The sequence below is a fragment of the Thiobacillus sp. SCUT-2 genome (genome assembly GCF_035621355.1).
Lineage (GTDB): Bacteria > Pseudomonadota > Gammaproteobacteria > Burkholderiales > Thiobacillaceae > Thiobacillus > Thiobacillus sedimenti.
The window spans coordinates 425,043-447,784 of sequence record NZ_CP141769.1; the positions used below are offsets into that span (position 1 = coordinate 425,043).

The 22,742-nt window shown below is 64.5% G+C and carries 23 protein-coding genes; 22 read left to right on the plus strand and 1 reads right to left on the minus strand.

Going from position 1 to position 22,742, the window contains the following annotated elements:
• Positions 1–87: 87 nt before the first annotated feature.
• From ccoN to ccoS, 7 genes are all read left to right on the plus strand, one after another.
• Positions 88–1,542 carry a cytochrome-c oxidase, cbb3-type subunit I gene (gene ccoN, locus VA613_RS02000; RefSeq protein WP_324780197.1) on the plus strand — a complete coding sequence of 485 codons (1,455 nt, stop codon included), beginning with the start codon at positions 88–90 and terminating at the stop codon, positions 1,540–1,542.
• A gap of 22 nt (positions 1,543–1,564) precedes the next feature.
• A complete protein-coding gene (gene ccoO / locus VA613_RS02005; RefSeq protein WP_324780198.1) occupies positions 1,565–2,311 on the plus strand; it encodes a cytochrome-c oxidase, cbb3-type subunit II in 747 nt (248 codons plus the stop codon).
• A 23-nt stretch (positions 2,312–2,334) separates the two neighbouring features.
• A complete protein-coding gene (locus VA613_RS02010) occupies positions 2,335–2,520 on the plus strand; it encodes a cbb3-type cytochrome oxidase subunit 3 (protein WP_324780199.1) in 186 nt (61 codons plus the stop codon).
• Positions 2,517–3,437, plus strand: coding sequence for a cytochrome-c oxidase, cbb3-type subunit III (gene ccoP / locus VA613_RS02015; protein WP_324780200.1), 921 nt, complete (start codon positions 2,517–2,519; stop codon positions 3,435–3,437). The genes VA613_RS02010 and ccoP overlap by 4 nt, the downstream gene beginning before the upstream one ends.
• A gap of 73 nt (positions 3,438–3,510) precedes the next feature.
• The gene (gene ccoG / locus VA613_RS02020; protein WP_324780201.1) at positions 3,511–4,947 is read left to right on the plus strand and encodes a cytochrome c oxidase accessory protein CcoG; all 1,437 of its coding nucleotides are present in this window, start codon (positions 3,511–3,513) and stop codon (positions 4,945–4,947) included.
• Complete coding sequence (locus tag VA613_RS02025) at positions 4,944–5,717, plus strand: FixH family protein (protein ID WP_324780202.1); 774 nt, start codon at positions 4,944–4,946, stop codon at positions 5,715–5,717. The genes ccoG and VA613_RS02025 overlap by 4 nt, the downstream gene beginning before the upstream one ends.
• A gap of 8 nt (positions 5,718–5,725) precedes the next feature.
• On the plus strand, positions 5,726–5,899 hold the full coding sequence (gene ccoS / locus VA613_RS02030; RefSeq protein WP_324780204.1) for a cbb3-type cytochrome oxidase assembly protein CcoS: 174 nt from the start codon (positions 5,726–5,728) through the stop codon (positions 5,897–5,899).
• 476 nt (positions 5,900–6,375) lie between these two features.
• On the opposite strand, the gene rpoH is transcribed toward ccoS, so the two are convergent.
• Positions 6,376–7,221, minus strand: a complete 846-nt coding sequence (rpoH, locus tag VA613_RS02035; protein ID WP_324780205.1) for an RNA polymerase sigma factor RpoH — start codon at positions 7,219–7,221, stop codon at positions 6,376–6,378.
• 579 nt (positions 7,222–7,800) lie between these two features.
• Between rpoH and VA613_RS02040 the strand changes: the two genes are divergently transcribed.
• The 15 genes from VA613_RS02040 (at position 7,801) to VA613_RS02110 (ending at position 22,729) form a co-directional block, all read left to right on the plus strand.
• Entirely contained in the window at positions 7,801–8,268 is a 468-nt protein-coding gene (locus VA613_RS02040) for a carboxymuconolactone decarboxylase family protein (RefSeq protein WP_324780206.1), read from the plus strand.
• 319 nt (positions 8,269–8,587) lie between these two features.
• The gene (locus VA613_RS02045) at positions 8,588–8,959 is read left to right on the plus strand and encodes a DUF805 domain-containing protein (RefSeq protein WP_324780207.1); all 372 of its coding nucleotides are present in this window, start codon (positions 8,588–8,590) and stop codon (positions 8,957–8,959) included.
• Positions 8,960–9,641: 682 nt separating this feature from the next.
• Positions 9,642–10,250, plus strand: coding sequence for a TetR/AcrR family transcriptional regulator (locus VA613_RS02050; RefSeq protein ID WP_324780208.1), 609 nt, complete (start codon positions 9,642–9,644; stop codon positions 10,248–10,250).
• A complete protein-coding gene (locus VA613_RS02055) occupies positions 10,247–11,398 on the plus strand; it encodes an efflux RND transporter periplasmic adaptor subunit (protein WP_324780209.1) in 1,152 nt (383 codons plus the stop codon). The genes VA613_RS02050 and VA613_RS02055 overlap by 4 nt, the downstream gene beginning before the upstream one ends.
• Complete coding sequence (locus tag VA613_RS02060; RefSeq protein ID WP_324780210.1) at positions 11,395–12,597, plus strand: ABC transporter permease; 1,203 nt, start codon at positions 11,395–11,397, stop codon at positions 12,595–12,597. The genes VA613_RS02055 and VA613_RS02060 overlap by 4 nt, the downstream gene beginning before the upstream one ends.
• A 1-nt stretch (position 12,598) precedes the next feature.
• Positions 12,599–13,309 (plus strand): ABC transporter ATP-binding protein, encoded by a 711-nt coding sequence (locus VA613_RS02065; protein ID WP_324780211.1) that lies wholly within the window; start codon positions 12,599–12,601, stop codon positions 13,307–13,309.
• Positions 13,310–13,360: 51 nt separating this feature from the next.
• On the plus strand, positions 13,361–13,825 hold the full coding sequence (locus VA613_RS02070) for a cytochrome c (protein WP_324780212.1): 465 nt from the start codon (positions 13,361–13,363) through the stop codon (positions 13,823–13,825).
• Positions 13,812–15,401 carry an efflux transporter outer membrane subunit gene (locus VA613_RS02075; protein ID WP_324780213.1) on the plus strand — a complete coding sequence of 530 codons (1,590 nt, stop codon included), beginning with the start codon at positions 13,812–13,814 and terminating at the stop codon, positions 15,399–15,401. Before VA613_RS02070 ends, VA613_RS02075 begins: the two co-directional genes overlap by 14 nt.
• Positions 15,402–16,044: 643 nt before the next feature.
• Positions 16,045–16,368, plus strand: coding sequence for a hypothetical protein (locus tag VA613_RS02080; protein WP_324780214.1), 324 nt, complete (start codon positions 16,045–16,047; stop codon positions 16,366–16,368).
• A gap of 246 nt (positions 16,369–16,614) precedes the next feature.
• Entirely contained in the window at positions 16,615–18,975 is a 2,361-nt protein-coding gene (locus VA613_RS02085) for an EAL domain-containing protein (RefSeq protein WP_324780215.1), read from the plus strand.
• Between the two features lie 321 nt (positions 18,976–19,296).
• Positions 19,297–20,304 carry a multicopper oxidase domain-containing protein gene (locus VA613_RS02090; protein WP_324780216.1) on the plus strand — a complete coding sequence of 336 codons (1,008 nt, stop codon included), beginning with the start codon at positions 19,297–19,299 and terminating at the stop codon, positions 20,302–20,304.
• A gap of 15 nt (positions 20,305–20,319) precedes the next feature.
• Positions 20,320–21,015, plus strand: a complete 696-nt coding sequence (locus tag VA613_RS02095; RefSeq protein ID WP_324780217.1) for a cytochrome C — start codon at positions 20,320–20,322, stop codon at positions 21,013–21,015.
• On the plus strand, positions 21,012–21,410 hold the full coding sequence (locus tag VA613_RS02100) for a c-type cytochrome (protein ID WP_324780218.1): 399 nt from the start codon (positions 21,012–21,014) through the stop codon (positions 21,408–21,410). The genes VA613_RS02095 and VA613_RS02100 overlap by 4 nt, the downstream gene beginning before the upstream one ends.
• 13 nt (positions 21,411–21,423) lie before the next feature.
• Positions 21,424–22,359: a multicopper oxidase domain-containing protein gene (locus VA613_RS02105; RefSeq protein WP_324780219.1), complete on the plus strand. Its 936-nt coding sequence runs from the start codon at positions 21,424–21,426 to the stop codon at positions 22,357–22,359.
• Between the two features lie 103 nt (positions 22,360–22,462).
• Complete coding sequence (locus VA613_RS02110) at positions 22,463–22,729, plus strand: heavy metal-binding domain-containing protein (RefSeq protein ID WP_324780220.1); 267 nt, start codon at positions 22,463–22,465, stop codon at positions 22,727–22,729.
• Positions 22,730–22,742: the final 13 nt, after the last annotated feature.

The following is a 22,742-nucleotide window of genomic DNA, read 5'->3' on the forward strand; positions in this document are numbered from 1 at the left end:
GCATATAATCCCGCAGTTTTTTAATATAAGCATATGCTGTTTGAGGCGCGGCAATAAGCGCTATTTCGGGTACAACAGGAGCGGGCCATGGCGGTAACCACATATTCCGGTGCGGAGCAATACAACTTTGATGTCGTCAAGAAATTTGCCGTCATGTCGATCGTATGGGCGGTCATCGGCATGTTCGTGGGCGTGTATATCGCCTCCGAGCTGGCTTGGCCGTTTCTGAATTTCGACAGCCCCTACTTTTCGTTCGGACGCTTCCGCCCCGTTCACACCACCTCGGTGATCTTCGGCTTCGGCGGTTCCGCGCTGTTCGCCACCTCGTACTACGTGGTCCAGCGCACCTGCCAGACCCGGCTCGTCTCCGACGGCATGGCGAGCTTCACGTTCTGGGGCTGGATGGCGGCGATCGCGCTGGCCGATATCAGCTACGTCCTCGGCTACACCCAGTCGCGCGAATACGCGGAGATGGAGTGGCCGATCGACATCCTGATCGAGATCGTGTGGGTGACCTACCTGACCGTGTTCGTCGGCACCATCATGCGCCGCAAGCAGCCGCACATCTACGTCGCCAACTGGTTCTATCTCGCCTTCATCCTGGCCACCGCGCTGCTGCACACCTTCAACAACCTGGCGATGCCGATCAACCTGTTCTCGATGAAGTCCTACAGCCTGTTCTCGGGCGTGCAGGATGCGATGACGCAGTGGTGGTACGGCCACAACGCGGTGGGCTTCTTCCTGACCGCCGCCTTCCTCGGCATGATGTACTACTTCGTGCCGAAGCAGGCCGGTCGTCCGATCTACTCGTATCGCCTGTCGATCGTCCACTTCTGGGCGCTGGGCTTCATGTACATGTGGGTCGGTGCGCATCACCTGCACTGGACCGCGCTGCCCGACTGGACCTCGTCGCTGGCCGCCGCGTTCTCGATCCTGCTGCTGATGCCCTCCTGGGGCGGCATGATCAACGGCATCATGACCCTGTCGGGTGCCTGGGACAAACTCCGTACCGACCCCATCATGCGCTTCATGATCGTCGCCCTGTCGTTCTACGGCATGTCGACCTTCGAAGGCCCGATGATGTCGCTGAAGGAAGTGAACGCGCTGTCGCATTACACCGACTGGACCGTGGGCCACGTGCATTCGGGCGCCCTGGGCTGGGTCGCGATGATCTCCTTCGGTTCCCTGTATCACATGATGCCGAAGCTGTGGGACACCAAGATGTACAGCCGCAAACTGGTCGAGTGGCACTTCTGGCTGGCGACCATCGGCATCGTCCTGTACATCGTCGCGATGTGGATTTCCGGCATCACCCAGGGCCTGATGTGGCGTGCGTTCGACCAGTTCGGCAACCTGCAGTACTCGTTCGTCGAGTCGGTCGCGGCCATGCATCCCTTCTACGCCATGCGTGCGATCGGCGGCATGTTCTTCCTGACCGGCATGGTGCTGATGGCTTTCAACATGTTCATGACCATTCGTCAGGGCAAGCGCGAAAGCGCCGTGCTGGAAGCCAAGCTCGCCGGCAAGCTGGCTCACGCGTGATTCGGGAAGAAAGTAGACAAACATGAATTTCAATTTCAAACACGAATGGATTGAGACCAACATCGGCCTGATGGCCGTGTTGACGATGCTGGCGATCAGCGTCGGCGGCCTGGTGGAGATCGCGCCGCTGTTCTTCATCGACAAGACCATCGAGAAGGTCGACGGCGTGCGCCCCTACACGCCGCTCGAACTGCGCGGGCGCGACATCTATCAGCGCGAAGGCTGCTACCTGTGTCATTCGCAGATGATCCGTCCCTTCCGCGATGAGAAGCTGCGCTACGGGCATTATTCCCTTGCTGCCGAATCTCAGTACGACCATCCCTTCCAGTGGGGTTCCAAGCGCACGGGCCCCGACCTCGCCCGGGTCGGCGGCAAGTACTCGAACGAGTGGCACGTGCAGCACCTGACCGCTCCGCGTTCGATGGTGCCGGAATCGGTGATGCCCAACTATCCGTGGCTGAAGGCGACGCCGCTGGACATCTCTGACATCACGGACCGCATGAAGGCGCTGCGCAAGGTGGGCGTGCCGTATTCGCTGACCGACGCCGAGTACAAGGCCAACGTCGCGAAATTCGGTGAAACCGTCGCCAAGGAGCTGCACATCCCCAATGCGCAGCAGAGCCTCATCGAACAGGCCAACTTCGGCAACTACGATGGGGATCGCTCCGGTATTTCTGAGATGGACGCGTTGGTGGCCTACCTGCAGGTTCTCGGCACCATGGTCGACTTCAGCAAATACAAGGACGACGCGTTCATCAACGACCGCTGATCCAGACAGACCGGAGGCTTGCGATGGACTTCCTGATGTGGTTCTCGAAACCCGAGCACACCAAGCCTCTGGGACTGGTCATTTTTTTCGTCACCTTCATCGGCATCGTGATCTACGCCTACGGTAGCAAGAAGCGCAGCGACCAACTGGAGTCGTATCGCGACATACCGTTCCTTGACGATCAGGACGGCACAAAGGACAAGCAATGAGCGAGCAAAAACTACAATCTCAAACTGTGCAAACGACGGGCCACGCCTGGGACGGCGACCTGCAGGAATACAACAATCCGCTGCCGGTCTGGTGGGTTTACACCTTCTACGTGACGGTGGCATTCGCCATCATCTATTGGATCATCTATCCGTCCTGGCCGTTCGGCAAGGGCTGGATCGGCGGCCTGTCGAGCATCACCTACGTGAACAGCGACGGCGAGACCAAGACCCACAGCTGGAACACGCGGGCCCTGCTGATGGAAAAGCTGAACAAGGCGGATGCCGAGCAGAAGCCGTATTTCGACAAGGTCGCGTCCATGTCCTACGAGCAGATTGCCAAGGACCCGGACATGAACGGCTTCATCCTGTCCGCGGGCAAGGCGCTGTTTTCCGACAACTGCGCCCCCTGTCACCAGCAGGGCGGTCAGGGCAAGATCGGCTTCTTCCCCAACCTGACCGACGATGACTGGCTCTACGGCGGCACGTACGCGAAGATCAACGAAACCATCACCAACGGTCGCCACGGCTACATGCCGACGTTCAGCGAGGTGCTCTCGCCCGAGCAGATCGACGACCTGGCCAACTATGTCGCGAGCCTTTCCGGGATCGGCCACGACGCGGCGAAGGCGGCGGCGGGGAACACGCTGTTCCATAGCGACACCGCCGCGTGCTACTACTGCCACGGCGCGGACGCCAAGGGCCGCCAGGTGATCGGTTCGGCGAACCTGACCGACAAGGTCTGGCTGTGGGCCGACGTACCGGGCGCGGACACCGCGGAGGGCAAGGTGGCCGCCATTCGCACCGTCATCAGCAACGGTCTGAACAAAGGCGTCATGCCGACGTGGGGCGGTCGCCTCTCTGCCGAACAAATCAAGGTTCTGACGGTCTACGTTCACGAATTGGGCGGCGGCCAATAAGACGGTCGAACGAGTTGTGCAAAGCCCCCGATATCGGGGGCTTTTGCTTCCTGCCATTCCAAACGGTCGAGCCATGCAAACAGGTTTAGAAGAACAAGTTGCGCTTTATCAGAAGCGCATTCCCATTTTCACGCGTTCGGTGAAGGGACGGTTCCGCCGCTTCAAGACCTCGGTGCTGGTGTTCGCCTATGCGATGTTCTTCCTGCTGCCGTGGCTTCCGTGGGCGCGGTCCGACGCACCGTCGCAGGCCGTCTTGTTCGATCTGCCGGGCCGGCGTTTCCTGATCTTCGGCTTGACGGTGTATCCGCAGGACGTGCTCTGGCTCGCGCTCCTGCTCTTCATCGCGGCGATCCTGCTGTTTTTCGTGACAGGTCTCGTGGGCCGCGCGTTCTGCGGTTATTTCTGCTTCCAGACGCTGTGGACCGACTTCTTCATCTGGATCGAGCAGAAGATCCAGGGCGAGCGTCCGGCGCGCATCCGTCTTTATCGCCAACCCTGGGACCGGGAGAAGGTGCTCAAGGTCGGTGGCACCCATTTCGCCTGGCTGCTCGCGTCCTTCTGGACCGGGATGACATTCGCGGCCTACTTCGCCTACGCGCCGCAGCTCGTCGTCGATTTCGTCACCGGGCAGGCGGCGGCGGCAGCCTACATCACGGCCGGCGTGCTCACGGTCTCGACCTACGCCGCCGCCGGGCTGATGCGCGAGCAGATCTGCACCTATGTCTGCCCCTACGGCCGGTTCCAGAGCGTCATGTACGAAGCCGACACGCTCGCTGTCCACTATGATGCGCGCCGCGGCGAGGGGGCCCACGGGCGCGCCAGCGCGCGCGCGGGTCAGCGGGCGCTCGCCGAACGCCACGAGAAAGGGCTCGGCGACTGCGTCGACTGCGGCCTCTGCGTCCAGGTCTGCCCGACGGGCATCGATATCCGCGATGGGCTTCAGTACAAGTGCATCTCGTGCGGGCTGTGCATCGACGCCTGCAATACGATCATGGATTCGTTCGGCTATCCGCGCGGCCTGATCCGCTACGATTCGGAAAAGAACCTCGCCGCCGCCGTTCCCGCCAAGCCCCGGGTCGAGTGGAAGCGCCTGAAAACCATCGGCTACGGCGTCGCGCTGATCCTGATGACGAGCTTCCTCGTCTACAGCGTCAGCACGCGTGGCAGCTACGACCGCACCGTCAACCAGATCCGTCTGCCGCTGTATGTCGTGCTGTCGAACGGCGACATCCGCAACCGCTACCAGATCCACATCACCAACAAGGCGGGGCAGGAACAGACCTACGTGATCAGCGCCCGCGGTGTGCCCGCCGGCGCGCTGGACCTGGGCAGTTTCCAGGAGATCACGGTGAAGCCTGGCCACAGCGGCACCGTGCTGGCCAGCGTCCGGCTGTCGCCCGAATTGGCGGCGCGCACGAAGCACTTCGAATTGATCATCACGCCGCGCGGGAAGCCTGCGGAGGCCCGCAGCGAGACCGTCCGCTTCGATTCCCCGGGAAGACCCACATGACGACCGAACTCACCCTGTTTGGCGGCCTCGCAGCGGTCATCGTGCTGTATGCCGCCGGCGGTTTCTTCCGCGCCCTGCCGCCCGTCCTGCGCGCGGTGATCGCGGGCGGCGTGCCGCTCGTGCTGTATTTCCTGCTGTTGATCGGGCACTGGCCTGGGCTCGACGTAGTGGCGATCCACATCTCGGTCTTTTTCGCGGCGGCACTGGTGCTCCTCGCGCTGACGCTGTTCCGCCGTCGCGGTGCACGCATGCACTGGGTACCCAAGCTGCTGATGGCGTTCTTCGCGGGGCTGGCCGTCCTGATGGCGGGTTTCCTCTACATCGCAAACAATGGCCTGCCCGAACCGGTCGCGCGCTGGTGGCTCGGCGGCAGGGAAGGCCCGATCTACAGCGGCTTTTCCGGCGTGGTTCCGCACAGCCAGGAAGCGGCAACCGCGATTTCGTCGGAACTTTCGAAGGCGCATCGCGAGGCCGAGCTGGGCTGGCAGGTCGACGTCGACGGCCTGGACAGCAAAGGCGTCCAGCGGTCGGTTCGCGTGCGGGTGCGCAATCCGACGGGCCTTCCCGTCGACGGTGTCGTGGCCGAGCTGCGCGTCGCGCGTCCCGGCGCGGCCGAGCCGGAAGTCGTGCTGTCGCTGGTGGAACTCGACGGCGGCGTCTACGGCGGCGAGCTTCGCCTCCCGGCGGGCGGCCGTTGGCTGGCCGAACTGCGCCTGAGGCGCGAGAGCAAGGTGCGCTATCAGCAGACCTGGGAGTTGGTGGCGCAATGAGCGGCATCATGGGATTTCTGTTCCTGATGTCCGGCATCTTCGTGCTGCTGATCGTCGTGGGCGTGTTCTGGTCGATCAAGAGCGGGCAATTCGACGACCTCGAGGGGCCGGCCGAGCGCATCCTGACGGACGACGACGACCCCCGCTTGCCGACGCGTCGCTTGAGCGGCAAGGACGAATAATTTAAAATCACGCAACTTTAATGGAGTACGCATAATGAAACAGGTACTGACTTTTCAGGGTTTTCCGATGGTCGTGGTGCTGGCCTTGATCATCTGGGCGTGGATCAGCATCCTGTCCGTCCTGATCGGCTCCTTCTTCTAACGCCCAAGCCGTTCTCTCCCACACGACAACGCCCTGCGAAGGTTTGCAGGGCGTTGTCGCGTCTGCGTTTCCCTCGCGTCCGGCGATCCGGCCTCCAGGCAGGTCGACACCACCCGGCGCTGGCGTCCGGTGCCGGGTGGGGCGCCCGGCGGGTGCCTGTTTTCAGGGCTCCCCGGATGGGGTCAGCTTGTCGGCGAGCGCCGCACAGCGGAGCGCGTGGTCGTGGCGCCGGCCGTGCCAGGGGCGAAGGTCGGCACCTCGGGTGCCGGCGGGAAGGAAGACAAACAAAAATGGCCACGGGCTGCCCGTGGCCACCGCGGCCGGACTGTCTTGCTCAGGCCGGGATTGCCGCGCGCATCTTCTGCAGGGCGCGCGCTTCGATCTGGCGAATGCGCTCGGCGGACACGCCATATTCCGCGGCGAGCTCGTGCAGCGTAGCCGCCTCGCCCTCGGTCAGCCAGCGGGCCTCGATGATGCGGCGGCTGCGGTCGTCGAGGTTCTCCAGGGCGTGGGCCAGGCCGAGGTGGCGCAGGCGTTCGGTCTGCTCGCGTTCGAGCACCTGGGCCGGATTCTCGTCCGGGCTGGCCAGGTAGGCGAGCGGGCTGTAACTGTCCTCGCTGTCGTCGACCAGCGGATCGAGTGACACGTCGTGCCCCGACAGGCGCGTCTCCATCTCCAGAACATCCTTGCGGCTGACGTTGAGCTCCTTCGCCACCGCGTCGGCTTCCTGCACCGTCAGCGCATTGAGCGATTGCTTCAGGCTGCGCAGGTTGAAGAACAGCTTGCGCTGCGCCTTGGTCGTCGCGACCTTCACCAGACGCCAGTTTCTCAGGACGTATTCGTGGATTTCCGCGCGGACCCAGTGCAGCGCGAAGGACACCAGGCGCACGCCCCGATCGGGGTCGAAGCGCTTCACCGCCTTCATCAGGCCGACATTGCCTTCCTGAATGAGGTCGGCGTGCGGCAAGCCATAGCCCAGGTAGTGGCGCGCCACGCTAACCACGACGCGCAGGTGGGACAGCACCAGCTGGCGTGCCGCGTCGACATCCTGTTCGTCGTGCCAGGCGCGCGCCAGCCGCTGCTCCTCCTCCAGGCTGAGGATCGGATAACGGTTCACGGTCTGAATGTAGCTGTCCAGACTGTAGGCGGCAGGAACGGGTAGAGACATCGATTGATTCATGCGTGCAGGACCCCTTTCGCGTACATGTTAGCACTCTCCGCGTTTGAGTGCTAAATGCGCGTCGGGTTCCCACGACGGCTCAGGTTCTCAACGGCCAAAGCCGCAAACACGGCAATAAAGCCGCGGGCGATGGAGTCGATAAAACGGCCCGATCGGGGTTAGGAGGTACTCACACCAGGGCGACTCGCGGCAAATGCGGACTTTGACCGCCGTCGATTCCCGGCGCCTGAGAAGCGCGTCAGGCTGCTCCACCATCCCTACCCGCGATGGCCTCCGGCATGCAGTTGGCGGCGAGCTTGGCCTTGAGCGCGGCGGCATCGGCCATCGCGCCACACTTCATGGGCCCGCTGTGGCGTTGCGCCTGGATGCCGGTGAAGTGGGCACCAGCGGCTTGTTGCGGATCTTGATGCTGATCTCCTCCTGCGTATCGGCGTAGTTGGCGATCTGGTTGCGTTGGCCATCGAATGTCGCAGCATTGCTTTTCGCTGATGGTGTGCCCCGCGTCTAAGATTCCCGTCAAGCGGGACTGGCCAACCGCGTGCATCCAGCATGCGTCTTTCGACACCAGAAAGGATCATCATGAAACAACGCCTTGATTACAAAAAGGTCGCGCCCATTGGCTATAGGGCCATGCTCGAGCTTGAGCAGTATGTGCAGCGATCGGGACTCGAAGACAGCCTGCTTGAACTCGTCAAGACGCGCGCTTCGCAGCTCAACCATTGCGCCTGGTGCCTCGATATGCATACCAAGGATGCGCGCGCGCGTGGCGAGACCGAACAACGGCTCTATCTGCTGTCGGCCTGGCGCGAGGCGCAGTGCTACAGCGAACGCGAACGGGCGGCGCTCGCCTGGACCGAGTCGGTCACGCTGATTTCTCAGGCTGACGTTTCCGATGAGGTCTACGCCGAGGTGTGCCGTCACTTGAGCGAAAAGGAACGCGTCGACCTCACGTTTGCGATCATTGCGATCAACGGCTGGAACCGCCTCAACGTTCCGTTTCGCACAACGGTGGGAACATACCAGCCAACCGCCGAGCGCACGAAGTAGTGCCATCCAGGTGCCTGTCCATGACGGCCACGCGAGATGCGGTCAGGTGACGTCACGCCTCTTGCTGGTCGTCGCAAATGGCGCGCCCCATCTGCAAGCAAGCTCGTATGTGAAATTCCCGGCGGATCAACCTAGAATGGCTTCGGCCGCGATTGCTCCGGCAGCGGGAAAGTAGAGGAAACACACTCGAGGCGAATCACCAAGCCAACAAGACCGTTTCGTGTGGAACAATCCGAGCGTGATTCGTGATGACCGTCGGCCGGACCCTGCGCGGCGGACGGTCAAAAACAACAGCGCGGGGAAGAGGAGGGAGGAATCCATGGATTGGTATTTGATGGCATGGCAGAAGTATTTCGACTTCAGCGGCCGCTCGCGACGCAAGGAATACTGGATGTTCTTTCTGTTCAACCTTGGCATCGGCATCGCGCTCCTGGTCGCGGATCTTCTCACCGGGTCGTATAGCAAGACGGCGGGGATGGGGTTGTTGGGCGGCCTGTATTCGCTGGCGACGCTGATCCCGAACCTGTCGATGACGGTGAGGCGGCTTCATGACATCGGGCGCAGCGGCTGGTGGTTCTTCATCCTTCTTGTCCCGCTCATCGGGGCAATCGTGCTGCTTGTCTTCATGCTCCTCGACAGCAAGGAAGGCGCGAACGATTACGGCCCGAATCCAAAATTGATCACGCCCTAGCAGCGAGCCTGCCTGGCGAGAAAATCGCCGGGTTTCCGATCTTGCCGAGCGCGGGACGCGGGGCGGCGCCAATTGGATGGCCCGCTGCAGGCCGCCGGGCAGGCGCGTGTTGGCGGCAGATCGATTTTGCGAGCTTGTTCGCAGCCGTCCTGCGCGCGCTCCGTCCGGCTTGATTCTGATCTCCCCTGCCTGAAGTCCTGATTGGCGATCCCGGTATCGTGGCTGCGGGTGGGGCCGGCTTGCTGGGCAGGGCTGGCGGGAAGATGTGGTGGAGGTTGCGTTGGTGGCTCGCCCGCTCGCGCACCGTGGCGTCCTTGGAGAGCCGGCCGATGGGGTGGGTGCGAAGAGGCCGCTTCGGCCGAGTAAACCACGGCGGCGGGACACTACATCCGCGAACGGTTCGACTCCCGCGGTGCAGCGCGCCCCGGCGGCCTCCCTTGCGGTGATTTCGGCAAGACGCCACACCTGCCGCACGTTCACTTGACCGTCCGGGACTGGCAGATCTCGCGTCGGTTCCTGCTTCTCGGGCGCCACCGCTCGCGTCCGCGCGCATTTGCGAGCCGGGCAGCGCCTGGAGCGCTGCCTCCATTCCCTATCGTTGGCTTCTCCGGGCGATACCCCTTGCATCGGATCGTCCACTTGGCTAAGATAGTAATAGATTACTTACTTTGTGGCTCCAGCGATGGCTGAACATCCCAAACACCTTCCCGCGGACGAGCGGCGCGCGGCGACTGTAGAAGCGGTCGTGGACCTCGCGGCCGAACAGAACCCGAGTGAGATTACGACCACCGCGATCGCGAAGCGCATGGGGCTGACCCAGGGGGCGCTGTTCCGGCACTTCCCGACGAAAGACGCCATCCTGCAAGCGGTGATGTCCTGGGTCACGGAACGCCTGCTGGCCCGGGTGGACAAGGCGGCGCGAGGCGTGGAGTCCCCGATTGCCGCCCTGGAAGCGATTTTCATGGCCCATATCGACTTCGTATCCGAACATCCCGGCGTGCCGAGGATGTTGTTCGGCGAACTGCAGCGGCCCGGGGATTCGCTGCCCAAGCGGATGGTGCAGACCTTGGTCCATCACTATGGCGAGCGCCTGCGCCGCCTTCTCGAGGCCGGCAAGACACAAGGCGAGCTGTATCCGGACCTGGATGTCGACGCCGCCATCGTACAGTTCGTCGGCAGCATCCAGGGCCTCGTGATGCAGTCCCTGCTGGCAGGCGATGCAAAGCGCCTCCGGCAGGATGCTCCGGGAGTGTTCCTGATCTATCGACGCGGCATCGGGGGAGCGCAATGAAGCCCATCCGCTTGCAGCGTCGCACGCTCGGTCTTGTCGCCGTCATCGCGCCCCTTCTGGCGTTGTTCATCTACGTCGCGTTGCGGTCGGGGCCGCTCGCACCGATCCCGGTGACCGTGGCAACGGTCGAATCGAGGCCAATCTCGCCTGCGTTGTTTGGTATCGGCACGGTGCAGGCGCGCTACTCGTACAAGATCGGCCCGACGTTCGCGGGGCGCATCAAGCGCCTGGATGTCGATGTGGGCGACCGCGTCATCCCGGGCCAGGTGCTGGGGGAGATGGACCCGGTGGATCTCGACAAGCGCATCGGCGCGCAACAGGCCGCCATCAGGAGCGCCGAAGCCGCTCTGCAGCAAGCCGAATCGAAGCATTCGTTTGCCCTTGCGCAGGCGAAACGCTATGCGCTGCTGTTCGATGTCCGGGGTACCACCGAGGAAGCCTTCGCGACCAGGCAGCAAGAACTGGCTGTAGCCGAAGCGGCACTGGGCGGGGCGCGCGAGGACGTCGCCCGCTTGCGCGCCGATCTGGAGGCGCTTCGTGCGCAACGCAATAACCTGCGGCTGACGGCACCCGCCGCAGGCCTGGTCGTCGCACGTGCTGCGGATCCCGGAACCACCGTCGTTGCGGGCCAGGCGGTAATCGAGGTCGTCGATCCCGCAGCTCTATGGGTCGATGCGCACTTCGATCAGAACGGCACGCAGGGCTTGGCCACCGGACAGGCCGCCGGAATCGTATTGCGTTCGCGGCAGGGCCAAATCCTGCGGGGCCATGTGCTGCGGGTCGAGCCACTTGCCGACGCGGTGACGGAAGAGATGCTGGCGAAGATCCGGTTCGATACGCAAGCCTCGCCTTTGCCGCCGATCGGAGAACTGGCCGAGGTCACGATCCGCCTCCCGCAATTGGCATCGGCACCGGCTATTCCGAATGCGGCCATCCGCACGATCGACGGAAGACGCGGGGTATGGAAGCTCACCGACGGCAAGCCCGAATTCACGCCGGTGGTCCTCGGGCAATCGGATCTCGATGGCCGCACGCAGGTGAAGAATGGACTCGCAGAAGGCGACCGGATCATCGCCTATAGCGAAAAGACGCTCACCGCAAACAGCCGGATCCACGTGGTCGATCGCATTCCGGGGGCGGTGCGGTGATCAGCCTGGCCGGTCGCGACATCCTGCACGCATGGGGAAAATTCGTCTTCACGGGAATCGGCCTGGGACTGCTGATTGGTGTGACGCTGACCATGGCAGGCGTGTATCGCGGCATGGTCGACGACGGCAAGGCCCTGCTCGACAACAGCGGCGCCGACCTTTGGGTCGTGCAGAAAAACACCCTCGGCCCCTACGCAGAATCGTCGAGCATTCCCGACGACCTGTGGCGCGGAATTCGCGTCATGCCCGGAGTCGAGACGGTTGCCAACGTCACCTATCAGACCATGCAGGTCGGACAAGGCGATAAGGACGTGAGGGCGATGGTGGTCGGTATCGCCGCGGGTGATAGCGGCGCGCCGGGCTGGCCGCCCTATCTCGTCGCAGGGCGCCAGATCACGCGTGGACACTACGAGGCGGTGGCGGACATCGCGACCGGCTTCAAGCTGGGGGACGCGCTGAGGATCCGCCGCAACCGCTACACCGTGGTCGGCCTGACGCGCCGCATGGTTTCGTCGAACGGCGACCCGATGGTGTTCGTCCCGCTCAAAGACGCCCAGGAGACGCAGTTCCTCAAGGACAACGACGCGATTCTGATGCAGCGCCGCCGGACCGAAGCCGATCCCGCCTTCAGCCTACCCGGGGCGCCCGGCCTCCTTGACGCGGTGATCGGCTCGCAAACCGGCAACCACTACGTCAACGCCGCCTTGGTGCGCATCAAGCCGGGATTCGCGCCCCGGGACGTGGCGGAGCCGATCCAGCGCTGGAAGCGCCTCACCGTGTACGACCGCACGCAAATGGAAGAAATCCTGATCGGCAAGCTCATCGCAACCTCGGCCAAGCAGATCGGCATGTTCCTGGTGATCCTGGCCGTCGTGAGCGCAGCCATCGTCGCCTTCATCATCTACACGCTCACCATGGACAAGATCCGCGAAATCGCCGTTCTCAAGCTCATAGGGACGAGAAACCGGGTCATCGCCGCAATGATCATGCAACAGGCGTTGGTGCTCGGCGTGATCGGTTTCGTGGTGGGCAAGATCACGGCCAGCTATGCCGCACCGCTCTTTCCCAAGTACGTGCTGCTGATGCCGGGAGACTCCATCGCCGGCTTCTTCGCCATCCTGCTCATATGCGCATTGGCGAGCGTCGTGGCTATCCGCCTGGCGCTCAAGGTCGATCCGGCCGATGCGATCGGGGGATGACATGGCCGACAAGGGAATCCGTATCGAGGGCCTCACGAAGCGCTATGGCAAGGGCGACACCGCAGTCGATGCGCTGAAGGGCGTGAACATGACGGTCGCCCCCGGCGAGGTCGTCGGGCTGATCGGCCCCTCCGGCTCGGGCAAGAGCACGCTCCTCAAATGCCTGGGGGCCGTGATCGATCCTACGGCGGGGCGGATGATGCTGGGCGATGACGTCATCTTCGAGGATCGCTGGATAAGACGTGACTTGCGTGCCTTGCGGCGCGACAAGATCGGCTTCGTATTCCAGGCGCCGTACCTGATTCCATTTCTCGAAGTGATCGACAACGTGGCGCTTCTGCCCATGCTGGCCGGCGTGCCCAACGACGAGGCCCGCGAACGTGCGCTGGAGCTGCTGGCCGCGCTGGACGTGCAACACCGGGCTCGCGCCATGCCATCACAGCTCTCCGGCGGTGAGCAGCAGCGCGTGGCCATCGCCCGTGGATTGGTCAACCGTCCGCCGGTGATCCTGGCGGACGAGCCCACCGCGCCACTCGACTCCAAGCGTGCGCTGGCGGTGATCCGCATTCTGAACGACATGGCCAAGCGCTTCGAGACGGCCATCATCGTCGTCACGCACGACGAAAAGATCATTCCGACCTTCAAGCGCATCTACCACATCCGCGACGGCGTGACGTACGAGGAGGCTGGAGAAGGGCGCGGCTTCGACTGAGGGCGCGCCCGTTGCGCAAACCCGGTTCGCCTTCACCCAAAAGGAACAACCATGGCTCATTCTTCAAACCTCCTTCTGGCGGCTTCCGCCGTGCTTCTGGTGACGGTGCCGGCCGTTTTTCCCGTCGCACGTGAAGCGCGGGCAGTCGAGCCGGCCAGACCGATGGCGCTCCGCGGCGTGATGGAGAAGCTCGGGCGTGACATGCAGGGCGTGACCGGGGCGATCTCAAGGGAAGACTGGACCACTGTCGCCTACCTTGCGCAGGGAATCGCCCGCCACGCCGAGCCGCCGCTCGCAGAAAAGATGCGCATCCTGGCCTGGGCCGGGACCGATTCAGGGACGTTCCGCAGCTTCGACGGACAGACGCACGAGGCGGCCGTCGCGATGGGCGAGGCTGCGAAGCGTGGCGACGGGCAGGCGGTCATCGCTGCGTTCGCCAGCGTGCAGAAGAGTTGCCTCGCCTGCCATCAGGGTTTCCGTCAACAGTTTGTGGAGCACTTCTATGGGCAGCGCTGACGGGTCCTACGGTTCGGAGGCGGAACGCAAAAGCGGGCGCCGCCGCTCGATGCGCATCATGGCGTCGTGTGTGGTTGCCGGAGCCCTTGCCGGGTGTGCGGCAGGCCCCGATTTCAGGCGTCCTGCGGCTCCGGAGGTTTCCGCCTATACAAGCGTTCCATTGCCGGCACGCACCGTATCCGCGACCGGAGCCTTTGGGGGGGCGCAGCGCTTCGATGTGGGTGGGGACGTGGATACGGCGTGGTGGCGGAGCTTTGGGTCGCCAAGGCTCGATGCCCTGATCGAGCAGGCTTTTCGGGGCAGTCCGACGCTGCTTTCCGCGCGGGCGACGTTGCAGCAGGCGCGGGAAATCCAATCGGCCCAAGCGGGATCAACGCGCTATCCGCAGATTGACGCCGGCGCCACCGGGCAGCGGCAACGACTGAGCCCCAGCATGCTGGGCCAGCGTGGCGACGCGAGGGAATTCAATTTGTATGACGTCGGCGTCGGTGTGCATTACCGCTTTGACCTGGCCGGGGGGACCAGACGGTCACTGGAGGCGCTCGCCGCCCGGACGGACTTTCGGCGCCACGAGCTGGACGGTGCTCGTCTGACGCTGGCCGCGAACATTGCCACGGCCGCCATTGCCCGGGCCCGGACCGCCGGCCAGATCGCCTCGATGGAAGCCATGCTCCAGGCCCAGGCCGAGCAGCTGGCGATAACGCGGCAACGGGTACGCCTCGGCCAGGCGGCGCCGGACGATCTGCTTGCGCTGCGAGCCCAGCTCGAGCAGACGCGCGCGGAACTGCCCATGCTGCGCAAGCAGCTCGAGCAAGGTGAGCATCTGTTGGCGGTGCTTGCCGGGCAAGCGCCTGGAGCCATGAAGATCCCGGACTTTACCCTTGACGAGTTCGAGTTGCCGTCCGAGCTGCCTGTGGTGCTTCCATCAGAGTTGGCACGCCGTCGTCCTGATATTGAGGCGGCCGAAGCGCTCTTGCATGCCGCCACTGCAGAATACGGCGTGGCGACAGCCAAGCTGTATCCGCAGATCAACCTTACTGCGAGCCTCGGATCCCAGGCATTGAGCACGGGGGCCTTGTTCGGGGGAGGCTCTGCGGTATGGAGTGTGCTCGGTCAATTGACGCAGCCGCTGTTCAACCCGGGGCTGCCAGCCGAAAAACGGGCGGCATTGGCGGCAGTGGATGCCGCAGCGGCGAACTATCAGGGGGTGGTGCTCGACGCCTTGCGCAACGTGGCGGACGTATTGCGGGCGCTGGACTACGACGCCAAGACCCTGGCGGCCCAAGCGTCTGCGGAGGCGGCGGCGCAGGCTTCGCTCGCCTCCGTCGAGCGCCAGTACGCGCTGGGAACGGCCAGCTACGTTCAGGTGCTGATCGCAAGGCAGCAGGCACAGCAGATGCGAATGAACCAGATCGCGGCACAGGCCCAACGGCTTGCCGACAGCGCTGCGCTATACCAGGCGCTGGGGGGTGGATACGCAGACACGTACGGGAAGCCAGGGGGCGTGGCCCCCAGCTTGTCGATTTCGCCGGAGAACAGCGCCCGACCTGATGCGAAAATCCACGATCCGATGTAAAGGCCTGCTCAAACAGTCATTCCTGCCTGGCGCGGATTGACTGATATCTGCGCCTGTACGAAAACAGCGCCTCGCCACCGGTCGGCAAGATACGAACGGCATTCCCCCGCCGGCTGGAAGCACGAGATCAATCTGGTCAGGGCGGGACACTGACGATGGGGCGCCATGCGGCGTGCCGTTCCGCAATGAAGCCCGCCGTGCCGCAAGCGCCTCCACGGCAATCAGCTTGAATGAAAAATGGCATGCATCGCCACGCTCGATGAACCGCGCCTCGCTCGAAGTCCCTCTCGGCGGGCGACGCCGAGATCCCGAGGCCATACTTGCCGGCGCCATGCCGGATCGAACCAGGATGCGCATCCGGAATCCCCGCCTCGAATCGTTCGACCCGCAGCCCGCTGCAGCCCGTGAAGGAAGGTCGCTGGCGTTCGACTGAACGTTCGTGGATGTTGACTGTGAACGTCCCCGCTGGGCAGTGGCACGGCGCCGAATCCGCCAAACCTGCGCAGAATCAATGACATGCAAATCTGGCACGGGTCTCGCTAAAGCGTGGCAGAGGTGCGAATTCCCGGCGCGTCGGCCTGTGGCCGATTCCGTGTTTCGCAGCGTTTGCCTCGTCTCTCCCAACATTCATCTGGAGTCAATCATGAAGCCGCTCAAAACTGCATCTGTCCTTCTTGGCCTCGCGGGCGCACTGCTCTCCACGGCCGCGCTGTCGGCGTCGGCCGGGAAGGGCTGGGATTTCTACAACAACGGCGCAGGCGACCGCATTCCGGTCGGGGCCCAGTCGGCGAACGCCCCGGGCGCAGCGTCGGCCGGGAAGGGCTGGGATTTCTACAACAACGGCGCCGGCCAGCGGATTCCCGTGTCGACCCAGGCGGCCGCGACCGACGCCGGCGCCGGAAAGGGCTGGGACTTCTACAGCATGGGCCTGGGCGAGCGCATTCCCGTGAACGGGCGCCCGCTCTGATCCCGACTGCCGTCGCGAGAACGGCAGTCTCTCCGTGGCGCCGTCGTCGCATTTCCGACGGGTGGCGCCAGCAACCGCCCATCGAGCCGAAGCCGCAGTCGTCAAGGCGTTTTCGCTGCCTTCAGGCTGCCGGCACGATTCCGCGATTCGGGTGCCCGCTCGCGCCCGCGCGGGCTCCGACCGCCTGCGGTGGCGCGATGAACCACTTTTCTTCGACTCGCGGCAACCGCCCCGCGGGAACCCGTCATGCGCGCCGATGAGGCTTTTTTCCGCTTTCTCCGCCTGGAGACCGAGGACTTCGACCTGCTGGACCGCTATCGTGCGGTGCTGCAGCAAGGGGCCGAACTGTTTGCCCGATCGTTCTACGAATACCTGTTCGGCGCACCGGAAACCGCGGCGATCCTCGCGGGGCGCAATCTCGCCGCATTGCTCGAGGGCCAGGCGACGCATTTCGAGCGGCTCCTCGCGGAGCGCTTCGCGCCCGAGTACCGGGCGGCGATCCAGCGGGTCGGCCAGATTCATCAACGTCTCGGCATCGCGCCGGCCTGGATAGCCGGCAGCTACTCGCTCTACAAGGAGCATCTGGAACAGCGGACGAACGCGCCCGATGTCCCGCCCGAAGACCGGGCCCCGCTCCGGCGGGTCTTGTCGAAAATCGTGTTTGCGGATCTGGGACTGCAGTTGCAGGGCTATGCCCGCGCGCAGTCCCAGGAGGATGCCACCCGCGCAGCCTTGACGCGCGTGCTGATCGACACGGTGCTGAGCGAGCGGTCGACCGGAACCTGGGACAGCCTCCTGCGGAGGATGTGTCAGGGGCTGGTGTCGGAGGACACGCACATCCTCGCCGCCTGGGGCGCCTCGCTCGAAGCCGGGCGCGACGGCCTGACGCTCGCCTGCTTCGCCGACGGCGGGAGCGGGGAAGGGCCGACCTGCATCCCCCGGCAACCGGATCACCCCTGCTGGCAGGCCCTGGCCGCCGGCGAGCCGGTTGTCGTGCAGGCGACCGACGCCGCGACGCTCGGGCTGCCCGGGGGCGTATTGCCGCCCGGCAGCCAGGAGGTCGGCTTCATTCCCTTCGGACGGTCGCATGCGGGATACGCGGGCGTCGGCATCGTCGTGGCCGACTACGTCAACTATTTTGCGCGGATCGGCCTCGACCACTTCCAGGCGTTTTCACACTTCGGCGACCTCGCGATGACCATGCGGGATCAGAGCCTGCGTGACCCGCTCACCGGCCTCCCGAACCGCGTCCTGTTCCATGACCGCATGAATCACGCGCTCGCCGGCGCGGGGCGGCGGGAGCGTCTGGTTGCGGTCGGGGTGCTGGATCTGGACGGGTTCAAGGCGGTCAACGACCAGTTCGGCCATGCCGCAGGGGACGCGCTGCTGCGGCAGGCGGTCGGCCGGCTGCGCGGCGCCATGCGTCCGACGGATACGCTGGCCCGGCTCGGCGGCGACGAATTCGGCCTGCTGCTGGAGGGTCTCGAAAATGTCTTCCAGCTGGAGACGCTGGGGGAACGTTTTCTGGAGGCCGTGCGCGAGCCGTTCGAGGTCGAGGGCCGGATCGTCCGGGTGTCGGCGAGCATCGGCTTTACGCTGCATCCGCTCGACGACGGCGACGGCGAGACGCTGCTGAGGCACGCCGACATGGCCATGTATTCCTCGAAGAGCGCCGGACGCGACAAGGCGACGGTCTATTCGGCCGCGATGTCGGCCGAGGCAAGCCGTCATGCGCGCATGACCGGCGAACTGCGGAGCGCGATCGAGCGGGAGGAACTGGTGTTGCACTTTCAGCCGCAGGTCGACATGGCGACGGGCGACGTGGTCGGGGCCGAGGCCTTGCTGCGCTGGTCCCACCCGGATCGGGGGATGCTGCTGCCGGGCGACTTTCTCGACGGCGTCGAGGGCGGGCCGCTGCTGCGCCGGATCGGCCGTCACGTCCTTGACCAGGCGCTGCGTCAGGCAGCGTCGTGGCAGGCGCAGGGGGTGCCGTTGCGGGTGGCGGTCAACGTCGGCGCCCGCCACCTGCTCATGCCGCAGTTCATCGACGATCTGCGGGAGAGCCTGGCACGTCATGCCGTCGGCGCGCACCTGCTGGCGATCGAAATCACCGAAAACACGCCGATCGTGGATCTTGCGTCCGCGCGGGATGCGCTTGCAGCGTGCCGCCGGCTCGGGGTGACGGTCATCCTCGACGACTTTGGAACGGGCAACGCCCCGCTGAGCCACCTGCAAGCCTTGCCCGCCGACGTCATCAAGATCGATCGGGGCTTCGTGCGGGACATCCTGCGCAATCCCAAGGACACGGCCATCGTCGCCGGCGTGGTGACCTCGGCACAGCTGCTCGGGTTGGGCATCGTTGCGGAGGGGGTGGAAGACGAAGAGCAGGGGGATCTGCTGCTCAAGCTCGGCTGCCGGCTCGCGCAGGGATACGCCATTGCGAGACCCATGCCCGGGCCCGCGATTCCGGACTGGATCCGTGCCTACACAGGCCTCGCATCATGGCGCGCCTGGGCCGGCCGTCCCTGGCGGCCGGCCGACTACGGCGCGCTGATGGCCGCGTTCCCCGCGAGCCTGCCGCGCGCAGGCGCGATCGCCCACCCCTAGACTGCGTCGCGGGCCCCGTGCGGGCCCGCGTCCTCGCGCATGCGTCCCGTCCCTCCCGCCTGTTTGCCCACGCCGGATTCTTGAGTGTTCAGAGTGAACGTTTCCGGTGTGTTCATTGTGGTCGACCGCGCCGGCTCCTTGGCGATGGAAAACCTGAAAAGCGCATAGGGATCATGCAGATACATTCCTGGCACGCCTCTCGCTAGTAGCGTTGCGGGTCAATTGGTCAATTGATGAGACGCCCCCGTCTCGCTACTAGAAAAGGAATAGGCGATGCCACGAAGCAGTCTTCCGTCCCGGGTTGCGGCCCCTGTCACAGCCATGGCGCTCACCGTCGCGGCGCTGGCGCTGCCCACCACGGGGTGGGCCGAAAAGCGCACGTTCGACATGACGATCGAGGACACCAAGATCACCCTCGTCGACAAGCAGCAGTTCCATACCTTTGCCTTCAACGGCCAGGTGCCCGGCCCGCTGATCCACGTCAAGGAAGGGGACGAGCTCACCGTCAACGTCAACAATCTCACCACGCTGCCGCACACCATCCACTGGCACGGCATGCTGCAGAAGGGCACGTGGCGCATGGACGGCGTGCCCGACACGACGCAGGCGGCAATCAAGCCGGGCGACACCTTCACCTACAAGTTCGTCGCGGAACCGTCCGGCACGATGTGGTACCACTGCCACGTCAACGTCAACGAGCACGTGGCGATGCGCGGCATGTGGGGGCCCTTCATCGTCGATCCCAAGCAGCCGACGCCGATCGAGAAGAAGGTGACCAAGGACTACATCATGATGCTGTCCGACTGGGCTTCGAAGTATGCGTTCAAGCCCGGCTACGGCGGCGTCCCCGGCGACGTCTTCGATTACTTCACGCTCAACGGCAAGGCCTTCCCGGATTCGCAGCCGCTGCGCGTCAACAAGGGCGACGTGGTGCGGATTCGCCTGATCGGCGCGGGCGAGCTGACCCACTCGATCCACATCCACGGCCACGTCTTCAAGGTCGCCTTCAAGGACGGGCGCCCCCTGCCCATGCCCTACGAGGCGGACACCATCATGGTCGGCCCGGGCGAGCGCTACGACCTGATCCTGACCGCCGACAACCCGGGGCGCTGGATGGTGCACGACCACGTCGACTCGCACACGATGAACGGCGACAAGCCGATGGGCGGTCTGATGACCGTCATCGAATACAACGAGATCAGCCGCAACGACGCCTTCTACGCCTGGAAGGACAAGAAGTTCGTGCCGGATTTCTATTACGAAGAGTCCCTCAAGAAGCCGTATGGCCTGCATGACGCGCCCGGCTTCAAGGGCCAGGCCGTTCAATAAGCGAAAGGAACGATGATGAAGCGATCCCTCATCGCCGCATTGCTGGGTGCGGCGTTCGCCGCCGGCCCGGCGCTGGCGGCAGACAACCCTGGCGCAGGCATCCTGAAGGCGCAGTGCATCAGCTGCCATGCCATTGCCAAGCCGGACAGCATGACGCTCGACCGCCTGTGGACGCGCAAGGGGCCGGACCTCTATTACGCCGGCAGCAAGTTCAACAAGGCGTGGCTGGTCAAGTGGCTGCAGGAGCCGGTACGTATCCGCCCCACCGGCGAGTTCTACACCAAGCACGTCAAGGCCGGCGACAAGGAGGACGTGGTGGACGAGTCCACGCTGACCGCGCACGTGAAGCTGTCCAAGGCGGACGCCGAAGCGGCTGCCGACGCGCTGATGGCGCTGACCGGCCCCGACGGTCTGGTGACCAAGGGCGCGTTCAAGGGCGACAAGGTGAGCATGTCGATGGGCGCGATGTTCTTCAACAAGCTGCGCGGCTGTGCCGCCTGCCATTCGGCGAAGCCGGGCAGCGGCGGCGTGTCCGGCCCCGAGCTCTACACGGCCGGCGAGCGCCTGCAGCCCGACTACATCTACAGCTACATCAAGGATCCGCAGAAGATCGATCCGCACATCTGGATGCCGACCCTCAACCTGGCCGAGCCGGATCTGCAGCGTCTGACCGGCTACATCCTGCAACTCAGTGCATCGGAGGGCAAATGAACACTAATACCCGTCTGCGCATCCCGGCCTTCGTGTCGACGGCGGCGCTGCTCGCCGCGGGCTTCCTGGCGAGCGCGCCCGCCGCGGCCGGCGCGCCCTACACCGAGGGGGCGCTGCGCAACTACAACACGTACTGCGTGCAGTGCCACGGCGTCAACCGTAATGGCCGTGGCGTCAACACACGCGACATGGCGGTGCAGCCCCGCGACCACAGCGATGCCAAGGGGATGGGCGACATCCCCGACGAGGAGATCGCTCACGCCATCAAGGACGGCGGGCTCGCGGTCAACAAGTCCGTGCTGATGCCCGCCTGGGGCAACGTCATGAACGACGAGGAAATCAAGGAGTTGGTGGCGTATCTGCGCTATGTCTGCAACTGTGGTTCAACTAAATGAGGAAACTGAACAAATGAAACCAAACAAGATGCTGGGGGTGGCCCTCGCCGGGGCGGCGGCGTTGTCGATGCTGGCGTTCCAGGCCGAGGCGAAAACCGTCAAGGTCACGCTGCACGCTGAGGAAGTGGATCAGCCGATCGACAACAAGGGGACGATGTACCGCACCTGGACCTTCGACGGCAAGGTCCCGGGCCCGGTGGTGCGCGTCACCGAGGGCGACACGGTCGAGTTCACGCTCGTCAACGAGAAGGGCAACAAGAACTCGCACTCCATGGACTTCCATGCGGCGCGGCTGGACGTCGTCAAGGACTTCGGTTCGGTGAAGCCGGGCGAGGAGAAGCACTACACCTTCACCGCCAACTACCCGGGCGTGTTCTTCTACCACTGCGGCGCCGATCCCATGATCCAGCACATCGCGCGCGGCATGTTCGGCACGATCATCGTCGATCCCAAGGATCCGAATGCCATGCCCAAGGCGGATCGCGAGTACGTGCTGATCCAGTCCGAGCTCTATCCGAACCCGGACGCCAAGGAAGACATGATGCAGAACAAGTGGAGCAACGTCATGTTCAACGGCGGCATCTTCAAGTACGACCCGGTGCATGATCCCGCGGCAACCCGCTGGCTGCAGGCCAAGCCGGGCGAGCGCGTGCGCATCTACTTCGTGAATGCGGGCCCGAACGAGTTCTCGTCCTTCCATCCGATCGCCGGCATCTGGGATGCCGTGTATCCCAGCGGCAACCCGAAGAACGTGGAGCATGGTCTCCAGAGCTTCGTGGTGGGGGCGGGCGACGCGGCCACCTTCGACCTGATCTCCCCGGTCGAGGGCGCCAACGCGATCGTGACCCACTCGCTGAAGGCTGCCCTCACTGGCGCCATCGCCGTGATCATGTTTAGCAACGACGCCGATCCCAAGATGGGCCACGGCGAGCAGATCCTCGTGCGCTGAGCACGTCCTGCCGGGGAGCGGCCTGTCGGGCCGCTTTCCCGGTGCCATGATTCCGGCCGGCCGCGCGCCCTCACGGCGCGGCCGGCCTTGCGGAGAACTTCCCATGAATGCCGAACGGTTGACCCGTGTTGTCGCGCGCCTGGCCGCGCCCATCTTCCTTTTCCTTGCGACCGTCGCGCTGACGCCGGCGCATGCCGGGGCGCCGCACCCTGCGCCTGCCGCGTCGCACGAACCGCTGCAGTCCCTCGGCGCCGGTGCGGCCGAAGGCGTGTGGACGTGCCCGATGCACGCCGAGGTTCACGAGCACGCTCCCGGCAAGTGCCCCATCTGCAAGATGAAGCTCGTCAAGGCCAAGCCGAGGAGGGCCTGAGGTGCCGGTAAGG